Raw genomic sequence first — 21,793 nt, forward strand, 5'->3', positions numbered from 1 at the left:
TTTAACACTATTTACTTAAGTCGCGCCCTAGAACGCGCCTTATACCAATGAGTATAAACATTTGGTCACTCAGCGAGAGTTTAGCGGTTCTCAGGCAAGTTCATGAAGTGCTCCTCGGTAACGGATCTTGCGTTACTCTGCCTCCTAATCCGTATAGTGGTGCTTTAAGAACATTCACCACATCTGACCTAAAGGATGGAGGAAATGGCTTATGTATCTCTGGAACAAGTTTGCAGCGGGTCAAGTGCATATTAAACTAGGTTTAAGCTACTTCTGCGTTGAATAGCTTTATAAGCGTATAACCATTATTAACTTCATATCGCGATCGTTTCTACACAAGTAAAAGATCCATTTGCTGAAGAAGGTGCTTTAGGGCTAAAAATAAAAAAGCCGCACTGAACATGTCAGTGCGGCTTGCAATTTTAAAGTGGCTAGATATTTACCACATTAGATCATCAGGAATGACGTAATCAGCGTACGGATCATCTTCCTCAACGACCTGAGTATTATCTTCTTGAGTCCAAAGGTATCCAATCCAGGCTGGCACAAGTAGGTTTATACGCTCAGCTAGCTTGTGTGGTACTAAATAGCTTTGCTCTTCATGACGGACAATACCTAAATGACCATTAAGCAGCTCACTTTGCATTTTATCGTCGACATAAATCGAATAGATCTTATTCTCGAAGGTAAAGTTGAACTTAATTTCTGCGTCTTTGGGTGCAGTAATTGCAAACTTTTTAAACTCAGTAACAAGACCCCGTACTAAGCCTTTTTCAGATGCTTCTGCAAAACGCTGTTCATTTAGCTGTTTGTCTTTATCAATCTGTGCTTGCTTCTTAGCGGCAATTTCTTGCTTTAACGCTTCAGAGCCATCATCAACTTTAGCTTTTCTATCACGACGCTTTTGCGTTTTAGTGTCTTTTACTTTCTGTTTACTGACTAAGCCTGCTTTTAACAGCTGCTCTTGAAATGGGTTTGCCATACTTAATTCTCTAATTTTCCAATTTATCTACTTTAGCTTTTTCGCTGCGTTGCTAATTGGCCTATTTCAGCCATTGCTGCACCAGCGCCGCCAAGTGACCAACCACCGTCAACCGGTAAGACTGTACCGGTAATGTAAGATGCCATATCAGATGCTAAAAATAGCGCGGCATTGGCGATATCATCGCAGTCGCCATTACGTTTTAACGGTACACTTTCAGCGACACGAGCTTGTAATTCTGCACTAGGCGCAAGTCTATCAAAACCCTCAGTACCTGCAATAGGTCCTGGCACTATTGAGTTGATCCGGATCCCTATTCTGCCCCACTCAATTGCTAAGGTCTTTGTGAGCATATCCACACCTGCTTTTGCTGCACAAACATGAACCTGCATTGGCATGGGGACGTAAGCTTGAGGAGCTGAAATTTGAATGATTGCTCCGCCGCGCTCTTTAATCAATGGATAAGCCTGCTTTAGCACCTGAAAGCTACCAAGTAAGTCGATATCCATTACTGACTTAAAGCCATTTTCAGAAAGGTTTTCAGCTGATGATGGGAAATTACCTGCAGCGCCACTGACTAAAACATCTATGTGGGCAAAGGTGTTTTTAATGCTTAAAAAACCTTGTTTTAATGCATCTAAGTCTCTTACATCAAAACAAACACCAAAGTGGTTTCCACTCGAGTTAGCTAGTTGAAGCTCTGCTACTGCGGCGTTGACTTTATCTTCACTACGGCTGGCGACGGCAACGTTGGCACCCGCTTGGGAGAAACGCTTTGCAATACCTAAGTTAATCCCACTGGTACCACCGACTACAACAACATTCTTTCCTTGATAGCTAAACATAGTAACAATTATCCTTATAGGTTAGAGCTGATTAAGACTGACATCTAAAACAGCCAGTCGTAAACTAACAATCTTGAACTAACAATCTTTAAAATTTGTTTAGCTCTAACCTACTTGGCAAAAATGTATTAAGCAATCGTTTGGTGAATTGCTTGAAGTGCTTTTAATGGATCGGCAGCTTTAGTGATAGGACGACCGATAACTAGATAGTCAGAGCCTGCCGCTAGCGCTTGAGGTGGCGTCATCACGCGATGTTGATCGCCATTATCGCTACCAACAGGGCGAATGCCTGGGGTAATTAACTTAAAATCTTGACCAAACTGAGCTTTTAGCAAGCTTGACTCATGTGCAGAACAAACCACACCATCAAGACCAGCCTGTTTAGTTAATGCTGCTAAACGTAAAACATGCTCAGAAGCTGGTACGTTGATCCCTAATAGCTTTAGCTCATCATCGCTCATTGACGTTAACACTGTTACAGCAATCAACAGTGGCGCTTTATCACCATATGGCTCCAGTGCGCGTTTAGCGGCTTCCATCATAGCTAAACCACCAGTGGCATGAATGTTAGTCATCCATACACCCAATTCAGCTGCAGCAGCTACGGCTTTAGCGACTGTGTTAGGGATATCATGAAACTTTAAATCTAGAAATAATTCAAATCCGCGGCTATGAATGTCTGTTACGAGCTGCGGTCCAAATAAGGTAAACATCTCTTTGCCGACTTTAAGACGACACATGTTCGGATCTAATTGATCGATAAGCTGCAAAGCATCATTTTTATTATCATAGTCTAGGGCAACTAAAATAGGCTTGTCAGTCATTGTTTCTCCAATCGCTTTGCGGGGTAATATAAGGTTTTTTAATATAGCGGTTTACGGTTATTCTCCGTCTAAACCTCTAATTCTTTTTATGCTGCCCCACTGCTTGCAGGAGGGGCAATGCCAATACAGCCTGTGTGATGGGAAACCGCACTCTCGACAGCGGTAACCAGGTCTGTATTTAATTTGTTGCTCTACTAATTGCTCAAGCATGGTTAAGCTTTTTTTCGCTTGCCCTTCTTCAGCTTGTAGCAGATGCATTTTCATTAAATGCTGGAAGCTCTTCATGGTTGGGTGCCTAATAAGGCCTTCCATTATTAGTTTTTCAGCATCTTTGATATCGCCTTGATCAATCATATGTTGGGCAAGCGTAATAGTGACGCTAGCACCTGCACCTTTTTCAATAGCTTGACGCAGTAATTCTTGATAACCAATACAATCGTTAGACAGCAAATACGCTTGTTTTGCAGTCGCTAAAATATCGGTAAACAAGTCGACATCTGTAGCTAATAGTTTTTCTATTGTTTGTTTACAAGATTTAAAATCTTCTTGCTTGAGATATTGCTCTGCAAGCGTGAGTAACGCACGCCCGCACTGGTTATCTTGTTTGATCGCCGCTTGTAGGTGTTTTAATTTAAGCGAAACGTCTTCGGTTTCATTAGCCAATTCACAATAAAAATGCGCCGTCTCATGTTTGAGTTCGCTTTGGCGTTTACGCTTAAGTTTTTTAATAATATCGATGGCTTTTTGCCAGTCTTTAGTAACCTGATAAATCGCAATAAGCTGAGTTTCAGCCTCTTCGCTGTGATCTTCTTGGCTGACTAAATTGATAAATATTTCTTCCGCGCGATCGTAAAAACCAGCTGCCAGATAGTCTTTACCCAACTCCATCATGGCAATATCTCTTTGCTCAGTGGTTAGGCTTGGTCTAGCAATAAGGTTTTGATGGATACGGATTGAGCGGTCAACTTCGCCACGTTTGCGAAATAACGATCCTAAGGAAAGATGGGTGTCAATCGTATCATCATCGACATCTAACATAGAGATAAAAAGATCGACGGCTTTATCGGATTCGTTAGATAGTAGAAAGTTAAGCCCTGTGAAATAATCACGGCTCAACTGTTTACGTTGATTAGTTTGTTTTTGCCTGACACTTCTGCGGCCCATATACCAACCATAACCGGCTGCTATTGGAAGAAGCAGAAAGAGGATCTCTAACATATTAAGCGTCTACTTCTTTTTCGTTACTTTGCTTAGTCATTAAGGCTTTAGATGGTTCGTCAGTAACCGCAGTCTCATCAAGCTTAGCTTCTGTTAATGCCAATCTCTTTTTGGTACGGCGTAATGCCAATTTTAATCCTGCAATATGGTACATAGCGAATATCCAGCTCACTAAGAAACCACCTAGAAAAACAGTCGCTAATACCACTGGAAGTCTGAACTCCCCTTGAGCAACAAAGTAGCTAATCGTAACTACCTGCTCATTTCGGGCTCCGAATATGAGTGCCAAAATAAAAAATGCAGCGACAAAAAAGGCAATGATAAATGACTTCACGTTAAGCTCCATTGAACGCGTGGGTAAGCTTTGATTATCTAAGAAAATGAGTGAACTAGCTAGCTATACCTAAGTTTTAGATATAAAAAAGCCTCCTAATGGAGGCTTTTAATACAATGTAAATTACGCGTTAACAGCGTCAACACGTTCGCGCAGTTCTTTGCCTGGCTTAAAGTGCGGTACGTACTTGCCTTCCAATTCAACTGATGTACCAGTCTTTGGGTTACGGCCAGTGCGTGGTGCACGATAATGAAGTGAGAAACTACCAAATCCACGGATCTCGATACGATCTCCAGTTTCTAATGTCTCGGCCATTTGCTCTAACATTTCTTTGATAGCGGCTTCCACTTCTTTCGCAGACAGCTGCGACTGCCTAGTGGCAAGTTTTTCGATTAGCTCGGATTTAGTCATCCTATACCCTCTATTTATCAAGCCAAACACAGTCACCTTTTAGGGGCGCAAGCACCCCTGAACTTCAAGGCGATTATTTACGAGCTGCTTTGAACGCTTCAGCCATTGCGCTGCTCATAGCAACGTCATCTTGCTTGTTCAAGCTAGCCATTGCTTCTTTCTCTTCAGCTTCATCCTTAGCACGGATAGATAGGCTGATGGTGCGGTTCTTACGATCTACACCCATGAACTTAGATTCAACTTTGTCACCTACAGAGTAAACTGTAGATGCATCTTCGATGCGCTCACGAGAGATATCTGAAACGCGAAGGTAACCTTCAACAGTCTCAGCTAGTTCAATTGTAACACCTTTTGCGTCAACTGCAGTAACAACACCATTTACTACAACACCTTTCTTCTTGTCAGCAAGGTATGCATTGAATGGATCGTCTTCAGTTTGCTTAACGCCTAAGCTGATACGCTCACGCTCTGGGTCTACTGAAAGAACTACAGCGTGGATTTCGTCGCCTTTCTTGTATTCAGCAACTGCGTCTTCGCCAGTACCGTTCCAAGAAATGTCAGAAAGGTGAACTAGACCGTCGATGCCGCCGTCAAGACCGATGAAGATACCGAAGTCAGTGATTGACTTGATCTTACCAGAAACCTTGTCGCCCTTGTTGAAACGCTCTGCGAAGTCATCCCATGGGTTAGTCTTACATTGCTTAAGACCTAGAGAAATACGACGACGCTCTTCATCGATGTCTAGAACTAGAACTTCAACTTCATCACCTAGGTTAACAACCTTAGATGGGTGGATGTTCTTGTTAGTCCAATCCATTTCAGAAACGTGAACAAGACCTTCAACGCCTTCTTCGATTTCAACGAAACAACCGTAGTCAGTTAGGTTAGTTACGCGACCAGTTAAACGTGTGTTTTCTGGGTAGCGCTTGCTGATTTCTAACCATGGATCTTCGCCAAGTTGCTTAAGACCTAGTGATACGCGTGTACGCTCACGGTCATACTTAAGAACTTTAACGTTGATTTCGTCACCAACATTAACGATTTCAGATGGGTGCTTAACACGCTTCCAAGCCATATCAGTGATATGTAGAAGACCGTCAACACCACCAAGATCAACGAATGCACCGTAGTCAGTAAGGTTCTTAACGATACCTTTAACTGATTGACCTTCTTGAAGGTTCTCAAGAAGAGCATCACGCTCTGCGCTGCTTTCAGATTCGATAACTGCACGACGAGAAACAACAACGTTGTTACGCTTCTGGTCAAGCTTGATAACTTTGAATTCTAATTCTTTGTTTTCTAGGTGAGCTGTGTCGCGAACTGGGCGAACGTCAACTAGAGAACCTGGTAGGAATGCACGGATACCGTTTAATTCAACAGTGAAACCGCCTTTAACCTTACCATTGATGATACCGATTACAGTTTCAGCATCTTCGTACGCTTTTTCTAGAACGATCCAAGCTTCGTGACGCTTAGCTTTCTCACGAGAAAGTTGAGTTTCACCGAAACCATCTTCAACAGAGTCAAGAGCTACGTCAACTTCGTCGCCAACTGCGATTTCTAGAGCGCCTTGAGCGTTCTTGAACTGTTCAGCTGGGATTGGGCTTTCAGACTTAAGACCTGCGTCAACTAGTACCATACCGTTTTCGATGGCTACAACTACACCACGTACGATAGAACCAGGACGGAATTCAAGTTCATTAAGGGATTGTTCAAATAGATCAGCAAAAGATTCAGTCATGTTTAAGTTACTTTCTTTAATAAACCACGGACCATCCTGGACGTGGAGTCAGATTAATAATTCGTCTCATCCTTGAAACGAATAGTTAAGTACCTGCTTACGCCTGTACTTGGAGCTTTTTGTGAATATGTGCTATCGCGATTTCAAGCACATCTTCAATATTTATATTAGTCGTATCGATAACTAAAGCGTCTTCGGCAGGCACCAAAGGAGCGACACTACGATTCATATCGCGGTCGTCACGCTCTTTAATCTCAGACAAAAGTTGATCGATATTAACATCGAAGCCCTTGTCCTGCAACTGATTATAGCGTCTTTGGGCTCTTTCTTCCGCCGATGCGGTTAAATAAAGTTTTGCCGGTGTGGTTGGAAATACAACCGTGCCCATATCGCGTCCATCAGCAATCAAACCAGGTGCTTCGGCAAAAGCACGCTGACGACGTAATAAGGCTTCTCTCACACGAGGAAATGCTGCCACCTTAGAGGCCGCATTTGAGCATTCTTGGCTACGTATCGTTAATGATACATCTTCGCCTTCTAGTACAACTTTAATCCCTTTGCCTTCACTGCTTGTAATAAATTGCACATCTAAATGCGCTGCAAGTAAAGTTAATGATTCTTCATTATCTAGCTCTACATTATGGTGAATAGCAGCTAAGGCTAATACACGGTAGATCGCACCACTGTCTAATAACTTGTAGCCTAAACGCTCAGCAAGTAATTGACTAATAGTACCTTTTCCCGCACCGCTTGGGCCGTCAACAGTGACAACAGGCGCCCTTTCTGACATAAAATCCTCCACAAGAAATTCCATCTTCCTTGATATAACCGAAAAATGAGCGCGCGCATTATAAACCATGTAACGCAAGAAAGCGGCAAAAACTTCAAATAAACGGGAACTTGGTTCAGTAATTCGTCAGGTTGTTAGACCCAACCTGACGAAGATGACACGCGAATAAAAGATTTAGGCTGGTTGCGACAGTGCACTAAATTGATTGAAATAATCGGGGAAAGTCTTAGAAGTGCACTCAGGTTCATTAATCGTAATACCGCAATCTGCAAAGGCCATCATTGAGAAGCACATCGCCATGCGGTGGTCATTGTAGGTGTCAATCGCCGCAGTATTGAGGACTTCAGGTGGCGTAACGCTAATGTAGTCATGACCTTCATCAACAATTGCACCGACTTTTCTAAGTTCTGTTGCCATTGCAGCTAAGCGGTCAGTCTCTTTAATACGCCAGTTATAGATATTACGAATGTGGGTGGTGCCAGTTGCAAATAGTGCCGCTGTTGCAATGGTCATTGCTGCGTCGGGGATATGGTTCATATCTAAATCAACTGCGGTTAACTTGGCTTTACGAGCAATAATGTAATCATCGCCCCACTCTATCTCGGCGCCCATTTGTTCAAGTACATCGGCAAATTTCACATCACCTTGGATAGAAAGCTTACCAACGCCAGTTACTTTAACTTCACCGCCTTGAATGGCACCTGCCGCAAGAAAGTAAGAAGCAGATGATGCATCACCTTCTACAAGGACTTTGCCCGGAGAAACATAACTTTGACCTGCTTTAATGACAAAAGACTGATAATCGTTATTTTGAACCTTTACACCAAATTGGTTCATTAACGCCAAAGTAATATCAATATAAGGCTTAGAAACCAACTCACCTTTGATTTTTATATTCACATCGCCTTGAGCAAGTGGCGCAACCATCAATAAAGCGGTGAGAAATTGACTAGACAAATCTCCTGCAATTTCAACATCACCACCACTGAGACCCGTAGAAGTAATACTTAATGGAGGAAACCCCTCATTTTTAAGGTAAGTGACCTCTGCACCTAGTTGGCGCAGTGCATCGACTAAATCGCCAATTGGTCTTTCTTCCATGCGCGGTTCACCTGTTAACGTGAATTCGCCTTGGCCTAACGTTAGCGCCGCGCATAATGGACGCATTGCGGTACCCGCATTACCCAAAAATAAAGTCTGCGGCTCGAGGGCATTTAGTGGCCCTGCAAGTCCATCTAACTCACATACCGTATTATTTTCTGATAAACGATAATTTACACCTAGCTGCTTTAATGACGCTAACATGTAGCGGATGTCATCAGAATCCAGCAGGTTGGTTAGTGTCGTGGTACCTTTTGCAAGGGTTGCCAATAATAACGCTCGATTTGAAATACTTTTCGAACCAGGGATATTGATGGTTCCAGATACTTTACTTATTGGCTCTATGCGTAATTGATTCATTGCGTACTTCTTATTATGTCTGCAGGAGTCAAACTCGCCCGCGGGTTAACAGTAGATGTTCATGCTCGATGACTTGGCTAATTTGATGCTTTGAGCGTCAAACGTTAGATCACCACGACAAAGTGATCGTCATTTCGCGTTTGTTTGAACTTCGTAGTAATAAAATTACTCATTGACGCGCAGGATTCAACACTTTTTTACTAAAACAGGCCTTTAATACACAAATTATGCTCAAGTTACGAAAATAACCAGTTCCGCCTTATGCATTGGTGAAGGTATTTCTAATGGCTTAGCGAGGTGGAATGATTCATTTCCAAAAAAATTCACAAGGAATATCCTCTGCAATGCTGTTCTTTATACGCTTTTTTACGTTACTCTAACTCAATAAAGATAAACGGCTAAACTATAGCCGAATACAAAAAAGGTAAATGGAGCCATGTTCAACAAATTGACCGCTATGCCTGCCGATCCCATCCTAGGGTTGCTTACAAAATACCGCGAAGATCCTCATTCTCAAAAAGTTGACCTTGGTGTTGGCGTTTATAAAGATGAGTCAGGACATACGCCGATTCTCTCTTGTGTTAAGAAAGCAGAAAAATTTAGATTAGACACAGAGTCAACCAAAGTTTACATCGGGCCTACTGGTTCAGCTGATTTTAATAGATTAATGTCTGAGCTTGCATTTAGTCCTCAGCACCCTGCACTGCTAGCGAATAGAGTACGCACTGTATCAACCCCTGGTGGAACAGGTGCATTAAGAGTCGCAGCTGATTTCATTAAACGTTGTAACCCTAACGCAACGCTTTGGGTGAGCGACCCAACTTGGGCTAATCACACAGGGTTATTTGAAGCGGCAGGTATTAACGTTAAAACCTACCCTTATTATGATTACGACAGTAAATCATTAAAGTTTGATGAAATGAAAGCTGCGCTAGCTTCAATCAGTGCAGATGACGTTGTATTACTGCACGCTTGTTGTCACAACCCGAGTGGAATGGACTTAACCAATGAACAATGGGACGAAATCATTGCCATAACTGCTGCCCAAGGTTTTACGCCGTTAATAGACATGGCCTATCAAGGTTTTGGTGATGGCGTAGATGAAGACGCTTATGGCGTTCGCAATATGGCTGCTGCTGTAGAAACCATGATTTTATGTAGCTCATGCTCGAAAAACTTCGGTTTGTATCGTGAACGTATCGGCGCCTGTACCATTATTGGTAAAGATGAAGCTCGTGCAGATATCGCATTTTCAGTATTGTTATATGTTGTACGTTGTATTTACTCTATGCCGCCAGCCCATGGCGCCGCTATTGTTGAAACCATTTTAGGCTCAGAAACATTAAAGCAAGAATGGTTAGCGGAGCTAAAAGAGATGCGAGAACGCATTAACGGCAACCGTGCCATGCTAGTAGCTAAACTTAAAGAAAAAGGTGTTCAGCAGAATTTTGACTTCATAGCTGAGCAAAAAGGCATGTTCTCATTCCTTGGAATAACCCCTACACAAGTTGCAGAGCTACAAGAGCATTATAGTGTGTATATGGTTGACTCTAGTCGAATTAGTATCGCAGGTATCGGCAATGGCAATGTTGATTATCTAGCAGAGTCTATCGCTAAAGTTATTTGTTAACTACGCTTCAAAACAGCCTATTTGAGTAAATAAAAAGCCGATACATCAAGTATCGGCTTTTTTATCAGCTTCTTTTTGCGATAAGCCTTTAAGACTCAAAAAGCTTAGGCGTTTTTAGCAGCAAACTCGGTCATAAATGTAACCAGCGCATCAACACCTTCTAACGGCATAGCGTTATAAATACTTGCACGCATACCACCAACCATACGGTGGCCTTTTAACGCCACTAACCCCGCGGCTTGAGCTTCTGCCAAGAACTTGCCATCAAGTTCTGAATTGGTCAGTTGAAACGTCACATTCATGCGGCTTCGATTTTGAGCAGCAACGCCGCTAACATAAAAATCTAATTCATCAATGCATGCATAAAGGCGCTTTGCTTTCTCGATGTTGCGCTGTTCCATTTCTGCCACACCGCCAACACTTTTCAGCCAGCTAAACACTTCAGCGGCTAAATACCAAGCGAATGTTGGTGGCGTGTTGTACATAGAGTCATTTTTAACCGCAAGACGGTAGTCCATAATCGAAGATTGCGGTAAACATGGCAAAGCCAATAAATCATCACGTACAATTACGATACTTAAACCTGAAGGACCAATGTTTTTTTGTGCCCCGGCGTAGATTAAACCAAATTGGCTTACGTCTATTTGACGCGACAAAATATTGGAAGACATATCGGCGATAACAGGCCAAGGGCTGTTTAAGTTGTCAAAAATTTCAATGCCATCAACCGTCTCGTTTGGACAGTAATGCACATAGCGATAGTCTTTATCGATTTGGCTCAGTTCAGGAATAGTAACTTGGCGCTTACCTGCTATGGTTTCAACGATGTTAATCGTGTCGATGTTATCCTTACCAGCTAATTTTTCAGCTTCTTCAACTGCAGCTTGGGACCAACTTCCATCAACTAAGTACAAAGCTTTACCATTATCACCGAGAAAGTTATTTACAACGGCAGAAAATTGGCCTCGACCGCCACCATGCATAAACAAAACATGATAATTGTCAGGAATTTCCATCAACTGACGTAAATTCGATTCAGCTTCCTCGGTTAGCGCGATAAACTCTTTACTGCGATGACTAATTTCCATCACGGAAACACCTTGGTCATTCCAGTTTAATAATTCTTGCTGAGCCTTTTGCATTACAGCTTGGGGCAACATCGCAGGGCCGGCACAGAAATTAAAAATCGCGCTCACATTATTGTCCTTCTATTGTTATTAGTAGAAACACTAGGTTCTTATACTCTGTTTAGCAGTATATCCTAACTTCGCAGCTGTAAAAATAAAAAAATCAACCGAATGTTCTTAGACATCATCATGGTTAATAACATCTTTTTTATTTTTATATTAGCGATTGTTTTTGTTAAAATCCTGAAGTCTACGGCATATGTAATACTTAAAACATATGTTCAGAATACTTGTTTAATTGAATCAATGATGGTTCGATTAAAGTAAAACAAATGACAGCAGATCTAAAATGGATTTGTTGCTACGCGCAAAGCGTAAAATACTCTAAACAGACCGTTTTAACGGCACATTGGATCTGTACATGTTTTTAAAACCTATGTTTGTGATCGGCGCATTATCAATTAGCACTTGTTTATCCATTCATTCTGCCTTTGCTTCGCCTTATAAGCCCCTTGCCGACAACTTCAAACAGCAATTTCATCGCGAATTAAAAAACAACAAAGTGCCCGGCGGCGCATTTGTTATTGTTGATGCTGATCAAGTGATTAAACTAAGTAGTTACGGTAAGCGCAGCAAAGGTAGCAGTAAAAATATTAATGCTGATACTGTTTTTAGACTAGCTTCGGTTTCCAAGACATTTGCAGGAACCTTAGCGTCAATGTTAGTTGAAGAAAATAAGCTAGATTGGCAACAACCAATTGTAAGATACTTACCAGAGTTTACGTTAGCAACAGAACGCCCCGCTAAGAGCATCAACCTTGGACATATTATTGGCCATAGCACGGGTTTAATGCCAAACAGCTATGACAATCTAATTAATAGCAACGTAAAAATGGCAAAGATCATTGACAAATTTGACGAGCTTACACCTATCTGTAAACCAGGGGTTTGTTATGGCTATCAAAACGTTGCGTTTTCTTTTATTCAAACAGCCATTGAAAAGCAATCGCAGCAGAGTTATCCGCAGCTACTTGAAGAGCGGATCTTCGCCCCTCTGAACATGAACACAGCCTCGATTGGTTATGATGCTTTTCAGCAAACTAAAAATCGTGCTGAGCCCCATGTAAAAACTAAACATGGATTTAAACAAGTTAAAGTAAAACCTAACTACTATCAATTGGGCCCTGCCGCCGGTGTCAATGCCAGTATCAGAGACATGTCTAAATGGCTTATAGCAAACTTAGGCCAACACCCTGACGTATTGCCGCTGAGTGTCATTAGCGATGTCACGACACCTGGGGTTAAAACCACTAGAGAGTTGCGCCGCCGAGACTGGCGTCCGTATTTAGATAGTGCTCATTATGGCAAAGGCTGGCGAGTGTACGAGTTTAACGGCAGGCCGTTAATCTATCATGCTGGTTGGGTTGCGGGTTACGTTGCTGAGATCTCTTATTCACCTGAGCTAAACATCGGTATGGCAATGCTACTCAATGGCGAGTCTAGAGTGATAGCTGAACTCAGCGCTAAATTTTGGCGTGATACATTTAAGCATGCAGATAAGCTGGGCCAATAATTCCACCATATTCTCGGTAATAAAAAAGGATGCCATTTGGCATCCTTTTTTATGTACTGGTTAATCAGTAAGTTAGTTACGATTAATCTTCAGTTTTAGGCGTTTCTTCGTTGTTAGCTTCTGTGCTATCAACATCAGTCGCTGCAACTGTAGCTGCAGTTTCTGCACCTTCAGTAATAATTGGATTACCATCAGCATCTAATTCAGCTTCAGGAACCTGAATTTCATCGATACGTTGTAGTCCAACGACTTTCTCGTCTTCTGCGGTACGAATAATTGTCACACCTTGAGTGTTACGGCCAATCGTTGATACACCTTCAGCAGGAGTACGAACTAGCGTGCCCTTGTTGCTGATAAGCATGATTTCGTCGTTTGAACCAACTTGAACAGCACCAACTACCGCGCCGTTACGCTCACTCACTTTAATTGATACCACACCTTTAGTACCACGGCTCTTCGCTGGGTACTCAGAAAGTTCTGTACGCTTACCGTAACCGTTTTCAGTCACGGTCAGGATTGCGCCTTCACCTTTAGGAACGATTAGCGAAACAACTGTTTGACCATCTTCTAGCTTGATACCACGAACACCAGTAGCTGTACGTCCCATTGCGCGAAGTGCAATCACTTCTTCGCCAGTTTCAGGATCAATCTTAACTTCACCTGTTTCTGAGCTACGTGCTTTCTCGTTAAAGCGGACAACTTTACCTTCATTAGAGAACAGCATGATGTCGTCGTTACCATCGGTAATATCAACACCAATCAACTGATCGCCATCTTTCAGGTTAACCGCAATAATACCGTTTGCACGTGGGTTGCTATACGCAGTTAGTGCTGTTTTCTTAACCGTACCGTGTGATGTTGCCATGATAATGTACTTATCTTCAGCATATTCACGTACAGGAAGAATCGCAGTAATACGCTCACCTTCTGCAAGAGGTAACAAGTTAACAATTGGACGACCACGAGCTGTGCGGCTAGCCAATGGTAACTGGTACACTTTAAGCCAGTACATCTTACCGAAGTCAGAGAAACACAAAATGGTATCGTGAGTATTCGCAACCAGTAGTTTTTCAACGAAATCTTCGTCTTTAACTTTAGTCGCTGCTTTACCTTTACCACCACGACGCTGCGCTTGGTAATCACTTAATGCTTGGTACTTAGCGTAACCTAGGTGCGACAATGTCACTACAACGTCTTCTTCGTTGATCAGATCTTCAAGACTCATATCAACTTCGTTGGCGTTAATAACTGTACGACGCTCGTCACCGAAATTAGCTAGAACTTCTTCAAGTTCTTCTTTAATTACTTCCATCAAACGCTGTGGGCTGCCCAAGATGTGGAGTAGTTCAGCAATGATTTGTAGAAGTTCTTCGTATTCTGCAATGATCTTATCGTGTTCTAAACCGGTTAAACGGTGTAGACGAAGTTCAAGAATTGCTTGTGCTTGCTGCTCAGTTAAGAAGTACTGCCCGTCACGAATACCGTATTCTGGCTCTAACCACTCAGGACGCGCTGCGTCATCACCTGCTTTTTCAAGCATGCCTTTAACGTGGCCGAGTTCCCAACCTTGTGCAACAAGTTTAACTTTTGCTTCAGCTGGGGTTGGAGAAGCTTTAATCAATGCAATAATTGGATCGATGTTAGCCAGTGCCACTGCTAATGCTTCAAGAATATGCGCACGTTCGCGAGCTTTACGTAGTTCAAATACGGTACGGCGAGTCACAACTTCACGACGGTGAAGAATAAAGCACTCTAGCATCTCTTTTAGGTTAAATAGTTTTGGCTGACCGTTAGTCAGAGCAACCATGTTAATACCAAAAGAACACTGCATTTGCGTTTGAGCATATAAATTGTTTAGAACAACTTCACCCACTTCGCCGCGCTTAATCTCGACCACGATACGCATACCGTCTTTATCAGACTCGTCGCGCAGGCCGCTAATACCTTCGATCTTTTTATCTTTAACAAGCTCAGCGATTTTTTCAATCAAACGCGCCTTGTTAACTTGATATGGAATTTCGTGAACAATAATACGCTCACGGCCATTTTCTTCCTCGATCTCAGCGCGAGCACGCATTACAGCGCGACCACGGCCCGTCTTGTAAGCGTCAATAATGCCTTTACGGCCATTGATGATTGCTGCTGTTGGGAAGTCAGGACCTGGAATGTGTTCCATTAACTGTTCAATAGAAAGCGCTGGTTCTTCAATCAACGCTAAACAACCAGCAATCACTTCGCTTAAATTGTGCGGAGGAATGTTAGTTGCCATACCAACAGCGATACCTGACGAGCCATTCACTAAAAGTGCTGGAATACGGGTCGGTAATACTGCAGGAATAAATTCAGTACCATCATAGTTAGGTACAAAATCTACTGTTTCTTTTTCTAAGTCAGCAAGTAATTGATGCGCCACCTTGTCCATACGGATTTCGGTATAACGCATTGCCGCTGCCGCGTCGCCGTCAACAGAACCAAAGTTTCCTTGACCGTCGATTAATGGATAGCGCATTGAGAATGGCTGAGCCAAACGAACAATAGTGTCATATACAGCAGTATCACCATGTGGGTGATATTTACCGATTACGTCACCAACAACACGAGCAGACTTTTTATAAGGCTTGTTCCAGTCGTTTTTTAATTCGCTCATGGCGAATAGTACGCGGCGGTGAACCGGCTTTAGACCGTCACGAACGTCCGGTAGCGCACGGCCAACGATTACGCTCATCGCGTAATCTAAGTATGAATTTTTTAATTCGTCTTCAATATTAATTGGTGTTATAGATGAAGCCAGATCAGTCATAAACTGCTCGATCCCCTGAAATTTAGCGAGCTATTCCTATTTCCTAGAATAGCGAAGCTTGAAAACGTGATTTGGCATTCTAACACAGTTATTTGATGGCGCTAGACCCAAATATCGATTCATTTTAAATAAGCTAAAAAAGCCAAATCACTTGATTAAAATCAAGGCATAGGCGCATTAATTGTCCACTTTGTTCAATAAGTAACAAACGGCTACATAACTGCTTTGTTTCTTAGCGCTAATCATTATAATGTGGCCAAAAGACGGATTTGTCGCTCAGAGGTAATTTACGTGCAAACACAGAATAATGTTGATCCACAAGAGATCGCCAAGTTTGAGAAAATGGCCGCTACATGGTGGGACCCGAATGGCGAATTTAAACCGCTACATAACCTAAATCCACTGCGCCTTAACTATATTGACCAAACCGCAGGTGGAATATTTGGCAAACAAGTTTTAGACGTAGGCTGCGGTGGCGGTATTTTGTCAGAAAGCATGGCAAAGATTGGCGCGAATGTCACTGGCCTTGATATGGGCGATGAACCACTTGATGTGGCAAGACTTCATGCACTGGAAGCCGGTGTAACGATTGACTACGTCAAAAACACCGCAGAAGCACATCGTGACGAACATCGCGGCCAATACGATGTCGTTACTTGCATGGAAATGCTTGAACACGTACCCGATCCAAGTTCTGTCATTCAAGCTTGTGCCGATATGGTTAAGCCTGGCGGTTATGTATTCTTTTCAACTATTAACCGCAATATTCGTGCTTATATAGAAACCATATTAGGCGCAGAATACATGTTAAAGATGTTACCGGTTGGCACGCATGATCATAACAAGTTTATTCGTCCGTCAGAGTTGATTGGACTTGCCGATCAAGCAGAGCTTATCTGTAAAGATGCTATTGGTATCACTTATAATCCTATTACTGACATTTTTAAATATACTAAAAGCTTAGAAGTTAACTACATGATAGCCACGGTTAAAAATGACTAAGGTTATTGCTAGCCAAGTAAAAGGTGTGCTGTTTGATCTAGACGGCACCCTTGCTGATACCGCCCCGGATATGATTGCAGCGCTTAATATGACTCTACAAGCGAATGGCTATCCGCAAGTTACATTTGAGGCGCTACGTGCAAGCGCGTCTCATGGCAGCATTGCCATGATTAAAACTGCCCTTCCCGATGTAAAGGATGAGCAGCTACCGGATTTGCAACAATCATTATTTGACCATTACCAGCAAATTAACGGTGATAATAGCCAGTTATTCTCAGGACTAGAACTGTTACTTGAACGGTTAACTCAGCAAGCAATTCCCTATGGAGTTATCACAAACAAGCCCGCAAGATTTAGTCGGCCATTACTTAATAAACTTGAATTGACCGCGAATATGCCTGCGATTGTAAGTGGTGACACGACCTTGCATTCCAAACCACATACTGCACCTATGTTTTTAGGCGCACAGCAGCTTGATATCGCTCCTGAGCATATTCTGTATCTTGGTGATGCCGAACGTGATTTAGTTGCCGCTAAGGCTGCTGGCATGCTTTCTGGTCTAGCGCTATGGGGTTATATAAGCTCTACTGATACACCTGATACTTGGCCTGCTGATATTTGTTTTACGACTGGCCACGAACTCGCTGACTTTTTTAAATAAAGCAGCAACTAATAGCGTTAATGTTAAGCAAATTAAGACTACTGTACTTGTTGTTTTTAATGAGACTTAGCACACATTTACAACAACAGTTTTGAAGCCTGTCATTTATCATACAAACGGATTAGAAAAGATCGTTTCGGATCGCTCAACTAAACTGCGATCTAAACGATCTTTTTATTTGATTAAATAATCCTCACCAACGAGGAAATCAAATCAAAACAAGCTTTAACGGTTAGCCATTACTAACAGGCTCGATTATCCTCAAGATATCCACAACTTGTCCCCTAAATTCCCACTTGCAAAAAACTGATAACCTCACTATCTTGTAGCTATTAAATCTAAAAACACCATATATTGTGTGTGAGAGACTTAAACAGGCACTATTTAGTCGTTTGTGTCAACAAAAAGGAACTCTCCGTTTTTACGGTTAAAACTGTTTGTTTACAGGGAAACGTACGGTGAACCTGAACAGGTCACTTTCATAAATATAAAAACCAAGGTCTAATCTTTAATGAATAGCAATATGACAGTCACAAAACGTAGTGGCGAACGTGAGACGATCGATCTCGACAAAATCCATCGCGTTATTGAATGGGCGGCAAAGGGGCTAAACAATGTCTCCGTTTCAGAAGTTGAGCTACGTTCTCACCTGCAATTTTTTGATGGCATTGCCACTGAAGCCATCCATGAGACTATCATTAAAGCCGCTGCAGACTTAATTTCTCCTGAATCACCAGATTACCAGTTTTTGTCTGCGCGCCTTGCTGTTTTCCATTTACGTAAAAAAGCTTTCGGCCAATTTGAGCCGCCTAAGCTTTACGATCATGTAGTGAAATTAGTAGAGCTTGGTAAGTACGACCAACACATTCTAGAAGACTACACCGAAGAAGAGATCGATATTTTAGATAGTTATATCGATCATTGGCGTGATATGAACTTCTCTTACGCTGCAGTTAAGCAGTTAGAGGGTAAATATCTTGTTCAAAATCGCGTAAGTCACGAAATTTATGAAAGCGCGCAATTCCTGTATATCTTAGTTGCGGCTTGTCTGTTTGCTAAGTATCCAAAAGACACGCGTCTTCAGTATGTTAAAGACTTCTACGATGCGACATCGACATTTAAGATCTCACTACCTACTCCAATCATGGCAGGTGTGCGTACGCCTACGCGTCAGTTCAGCTCATGTGTATTGATTGAGTGTGGTGACAGCTTAGATTCGATTAATGCGACATCATCATCAATCGTAAAATACGTATCACAGCGTGCCGGCATTGGTGTCAATGCCGGTCGTATTCGCGCACTAGGTAGCCCTATTCGTGGCGGTGAAGCATTCCATACGGGTTGTTTGCCATTTTATAAGTACTTCCAAACGGCGGTTAAGTCTTGTTCACAAGGCGGCGTTCGTGGCGGTGCTGCGACTCTTTTCTACCCAATGTGGCATCTTGAAGTTGAATCGCTATTAGTACTTAAGAATAACCGTGGTGTAGATGACAACCGTATTCGTCACTTAGATTACGGCGTACAAATCAACAAGGTTATGTACCAGCGCTTGATCCAAGGCGGCATGATTAGCTTGTTCAGCCCATCAGACGTACCAGGTATGTATGATGCATTCTTCGAAGATCAGGAAGAGTTTGAACGTCTATATCTTAAGTATGAAGCTGACCCTAGCATCCGTAAAAAGCAGATCAAAGCGGTTGAGTTATTCTCGTTAATGATGCAAGAGCGCGCTTCTACAGGTCGTATCTATATTCAAAACGTTGATCACTGTAATACTCACAGCCCATTTGATTCTAAGGTTGCACCAGTTCGCCAGTCTAACTTGTGTCTTGAGATTGCGTTGCCAACTAAGCCGTTAAACAACATTAACGATCCGGATGGCGAAATTGCACTTTGTACGCTATCAGCGCTTAACTTAGGTGCAATTAAAAAGCTAGAAGAACTTGAGCCATTAGCCGATCTAGCAGTACGTGCGCTTGATAACCTACTTGATTATCAAGACTACCCTATCATCTCTGCTAAGAAAGCATCGATGAACCGCCGCACGTTAGGTATCGGCGTGATTAACTTTGCTAACTACTTAGCAAAAGAAGGTGTGCGTTACTCAGATGGTTCTGCAAACGGCATTACTCATAAAACATTTGAAGCGATTCAGTTCTACCTATTGAAAGCTTCTATGAAACTGGCTCAAGAGCAAGGCGCTTGTCCATCGTTCCATGAGACAACTTACGCCAAAGGTATTTTACCAATTGATACCTACAAGCGTGATCTAGACAAGATTTGTGATGAGCCATTACATCTTGACTGGGAAACACTACGTGAAGAGATCAAAACTCATGGTTTACGTAACTCAACGCTTTCAGCCCTAATGCCATCAGAGACCTCTTCACAGATCTCTAACGCGACTAACGGTATTGAGCCTCCACGCGGTTTAATCAGTGTTAAAGCGAGTAAAGATGGTCAGCTAAAGCAAGTTGTACCTGATTTTGAAAAATACCAGTATAGCTACGAGTTGTTATGGCAAATGCCGAATAACGATGGTTACTTGCAATTAGTCGGTCTGATGCAAAAATTCGTCGATCAGTCGATTTCAGCTAATACCAACTACGACCCGACTCGTTTTGAAGGTGGTCGCGTACCAATGAAGGTGCTGTTAAAAGACTTATTAACCGCTTACAAATATGGTGTGAAGACACTTTACTATCACAATACTCGTGATGGAGCTTCAGATAGTCATGACGATATCACTGCCATTGAGAAAGAAGATGACAGTTGCGCTGGTGGCGCATGTAAGATCTAACCCAAGATTTTAATCATTAGTATTAAACGTTAATTTAAGGGGGCATAGCCCCCATTATCGGAAGATAGAAAAATGGCCTATTCAACATTTTGTCAAACTCCAAACAACGCAATGCTAGAGCCTATGTTTCTTGGGCAGTCAGTTAACGTAGCGCGTTATGATCAACAAAAATATGAAGTTTTTGAAAAGCTAATTGAAAAGCAACTTTCGTTCTTTTGGCGTCCAGAAGAAGTCGACGTTAGCCGAGATAAAATCGATTACGCTGCACTGCCTGAGCATGAAAAACATATCTTCATCTCAAACCTAAAATATCAAACGCTACTTGATTCAATTCAAGGCCGTTCACCAAACGTAGCATTCTTACCGCTAGTATCTCTGCCAGAGCTTGAGACTTGGATTGAAACTTGGTCTTTCTCTGAGACAATCCACTCGCGTTCTTACACGCATATTATTCGTAATATCGTTAACGATCCGTCTATTGTGTTTGATGATATTGTAGAGAACGAAGAGATCTTAAAGCGTGCAAGCGATATCGCTAACTATTACGATGACTTGATCAAGTTAAGCCAAGCGTATCACCTACATGGTGAAGGCAATCATGAAATTGAAGGCGAAGTGATTGAAGTCACTAAGCGCGCGATCAAGAAAGCGCTGTATTTATGTATGGTATCGGTTAACGTACTAGAAGCGATTCGTTTCTACGTCAGCTTTGCTTGTTCATTTGCTTTTGCTGAGCGTAAAGTGATGGAAGGTAACGCAAAAATCATCCGCCTTATCGCCCGTGATGAAGCATTGCACCTTAACAGCACCCAACATATATTAAAGATCATGCATGGCGGCAAAGACGATCCTGAAATGGCTGAAATCGCTAAAGAGTGTGAGCAAACAGCAATAGATATCTTTGTTAAAGCTGCAGAGCAAGAAAAAGAATGGGCGAAATACTTATTCAAAAATGGCTCAATGATTGGTCTAAATGAACACATTCTTTGCCAATACGTTGAATACATCACGAATGAGCGTATGAAAGCGGTTAATCTTGCATCTCCTTATGAAGAAAAAAGTAATCCACTACCTTGGATGAAAAACTGGTTAGAAAGTGATTCAGTTCAAGTAGCGCCGCAAGAAGTAGAAGTATCTTCTTACCTTGTAGGCCAAATTGATTCTTCAATCGACGAAGATGAGTTCTCTGACTTTGACCTTTAAACCAGTCAACTTTAGTCAAGCAAGCTTTAAGAAGGCTCCAATTGTGAGCCTTCAAGGCATGCCGGTGTTGCTGTTTAATCAGCAGCACCTAACTTTGCTGGAAGCACTTGAGCAGAAAAAAGTAAAGATATTCTCTGAATGTCGCAGCGGCTTTTGCGGCCAATGTAAAACCAAAGTCAAAAGCGGTAGTGTTGCTTATATTAAAGAGCCTTTAGTCGAACTAGAAGCCGATGAGTGTCTACCCTGCTGCTGCGTACCAGATGGTGACATTGATTTAGCGCTTTCAGCCGAAGGTGCTGAGGTTGTAGTGCGTGTAGCCAGCCCAAAATCACAAGTCAACAATGACTCTTTAAGCGATAACCCTGCAACTCAAAACTGATTACTGATTACT

Annotated in this window: 18 protein-coding genes; 7 read left to right on the forward strand and 11 right to left on the reverse strand. The window is 42.2% G+C overall.

Annotation, left to right across the window (positions count from 1 at the left end; translation table 11 throughout):
* Window positions 1-439: 439 nt before the first annotated feature.
* The 9 genes from MSG37_RS11025 to aroA form a co-directional block, all read right to left on the reverse strand.
* Window positions 440-982, reverse strand: a complete 543-nt coding sequence (locus MSG37_RS11025) for a DUF2058 domain-containing protein (protein ID WP_248470723.1) — start codon at window positions 980-982, stop codon at window positions 440-442.
* A gap of 32 nt (window positions 983-1,014) precedes the next feature.
* Window positions 1,015-1,827, reverse strand: a complete 813-nt coding sequence (locus MSG37_RS11030) for an SDR family oxidoreductase (protein WP_248470724.1) — start codon at window positions 1,825-1,827, stop codon at window positions 1,015-1,017.
* Between the two features lie 128 nt (window positions 1,828-1,955).
* Window positions 1,956-2,651 (reverse strand): orotidine-5'-phosphate decarboxylase, encoded by a 696-nt coding sequence (gene pyrF, locus MSG37_RS11035; RefSeq protein ID WP_248470725.1) that lies wholly within the window; start codon window positions 2,649-2,651, stop codon window positions 1,956-1,958.
* Window positions 2,652-2,708: 57 nt separating this feature from the next.
* Window positions 2,709-3,869, reverse strand: coding sequence for a lipopolysaccharide assembly protein LapB (gene lapB, locus MSG37_RS11040; RefSeq protein ID WP_248470726.1), 1,161 nt, complete (start codon window positions 3,867-3,869; stop codon window positions 2,709-2,711).
* Between the two features lies 1 nt (window position 3,870).
* On the reverse strand, window positions 3,871-4,203 hold the full coding sequence (locus MSG37_RS11045) for a lipopolysaccharide assembly protein LapA domain-containing protein (RefSeq protein ID WP_248470727.1): 333 nt from the start codon (window positions 4,201-4,203) through the stop codon (window positions 3,871-3,873).
* Between the two features lie 123 nt (window positions 4,204-4,326).
* On the reverse strand, window positions 4,327-4,614 hold the full coding sequence (gene ihfB / locus MSG37_RS11050; RefSeq protein ID WP_248470728.1) for an integration host factor subunit beta: 288 nt from the start codon (window positions 4,612-4,614) through the stop codon (window positions 4,327-4,329).
* 73 nt (window positions 4,615-4,687) lie between these two features.
* Window positions 4,688-6,355, reverse strand: coding sequence for a 30S ribosomal protein S1 (gene rpsA / locus MSG37_RS11055; RefSeq protein WP_028769030.1), 1,668 nt, complete (start codon window positions 6,353-6,355; stop codon window positions 4,688-4,690).
* Between the two features lie 97 nt (window positions 6,356-6,452).
* On the reverse strand, window positions 6,453-7,145 hold the full coding sequence (gene cmk, locus MSG37_RS11060; RefSeq protein WP_248470729.1) for a (d)CMP kinase: 693 nt from the start codon (window positions 7,143-7,145) through the stop codon (window positions 6,453-6,455).
* A 174-nt stretch (window positions 7,146-7,319) separates the two neighbouring features.
* Window positions 7,320-8,606: a 3-phosphoshikimate 1-carboxyvinyltransferase gene (gene aroA / locus MSG37_RS11065; protein WP_248470730.1), complete on the reverse strand. Its 1,287-nt coding sequence runs from the start codon at window positions 8,604-8,606 to the stop codon at window positions 7,320-7,322.
* Window positions 8,607-9,042: 436 nt separating this feature from the next.
* Between aroA and MSG37_RS11070 the strand changes: the two genes are divergently transcribed.
* Window positions 9,043-10,236: an amino acid aminotransferase gene (locus MSG37_RS11070; protein WP_248470731.1), complete on the forward strand. Its 1,194-nt coding sequence runs from the start codon at window positions 9,043-9,045 to the stop codon at window positions 10,234-10,236.
* Between the two features lie 104 nt (window positions 10,237-10,340).
* Here the strand turns inward: MSG37_RS11070 and serC are convergent, their stop codons facing one another.
* A complete protein-coding gene (serC, locus tag MSG37_RS11075) occupies window positions 10,341-11,432 on the reverse strand; it encodes a 3-phosphoserine/phosphohydroxythreonine transaminase (protein WP_248470732.1) in 1,092 nt (363 codons plus the stop codon).
* A 352-nt stretch (window positions 11,433-11,784) separates the two neighbouring features.
* Here serC and MSG37_RS11080 point away from each other — a divergent pair, with 352 nt between their 5' ends.
* A complete protein-coding gene (locus tag MSG37_RS11080) occupies window positions 11,785-12,936 on the forward strand; it encodes a serine hydrolase domain-containing protein (protein WP_248470733.1) in 1,152 nt (383 codons plus the stop codon).
* An 82-nt stretch (window positions 12,937-13,018) separates the two neighbouring features.
* Here the strand turns inward: MSG37_RS11080 and gyrA are convergent, their stop codons facing one another.
* A complete protein-coding gene (gene gyrA, locus MSG37_RS11085) occupies window positions 13,019-15,736 on the reverse strand; it encodes a DNA gyrase subunit A (protein WP_248470734.1) in 2,718 nt (905 codons plus the stop codon).
* A gap of 291 nt (window positions 15,737-16,027) precedes the next feature.
* Between gyrA and ubiG the strand changes: the two genes are divergently transcribed.
* From ubiG to yfaE, 5 genes are all read left to right on the forward strand, one after another.
* Complete coding sequence (gene ubiG / locus MSG37_RS11090; protein ID WP_248470735.1) at window positions 16,028-16,738, forward strand: bifunctional 2-polyprenyl-6-hydroxyphenol methylase/3-demethylubiquinol 3-O-methyltransferase UbiG; 711 nt, start codon at window positions 16,028-16,030, stop codon at window positions 16,736-16,738.
* Window positions 16,731-17,399: an HAD-IA family hydrolase gene (locus MSG37_RS11095; RefSeq protein WP_248470736.1), complete on the forward strand. Its 669-nt coding sequence runs from the start codon at window positions 16,731-16,733 to the stop codon at window positions 17,397-17,399. Before ubiG ends, MSG37_RS11095 begins: the two co-directional genes overlap by 8 nt.
* Before the next feature lie 511 nt (window positions 17,400-17,910).
* Window positions 17,911-20,199 carry a class 1a ribonucleoside-diphosphate reductase subunit alpha gene (gene nrdA, locus MSG37_RS11100; RefSeq protein WP_248470737.1) on the forward strand — a complete coding sequence of 763 codons (2,289 nt, stop codon included), beginning with the start codon at window positions 17,911-17,913 and terminating at the stop codon, window positions 20,197-20,199.
* 72 nt (window positions 20,200-20,271) lie between these two features.
* Window positions 20,272-21,402, forward strand: a complete 1,131-nt coding sequence (gene nrdB / locus MSG37_RS11105; protein ID WP_248470738.1) for a class Ia ribonucleoside-diphosphate reductase subunit beta — start codon at window positions 20,272-20,274, stop codon at window positions 21,400-21,402.
* Complete coding sequence (gene yfaE, locus MSG37_RS11110) at window positions 21,377-21,781, forward strand: class I ribonucleotide reductase maintenance protein YfaE (protein WP_248470739.1); 405 nt, start codon at window positions 21,377-21,379, stop codon at window positions 21,779-21,781. The genes nrdB and yfaE overlap by 26 nt, the downstream gene beginning before the upstream one ends.
* Window positions 21,782-21,793: the final 12 nt, after the last annotated feature.

It is taken from the genome of Shewanella sp. 1CM18E (assembly GCF_023161665.1).
GTDB lineage: Bacteria > Pseudomonadota > Gammaproteobacteria > Enterobacterales > Shewanellaceae > Shewanella.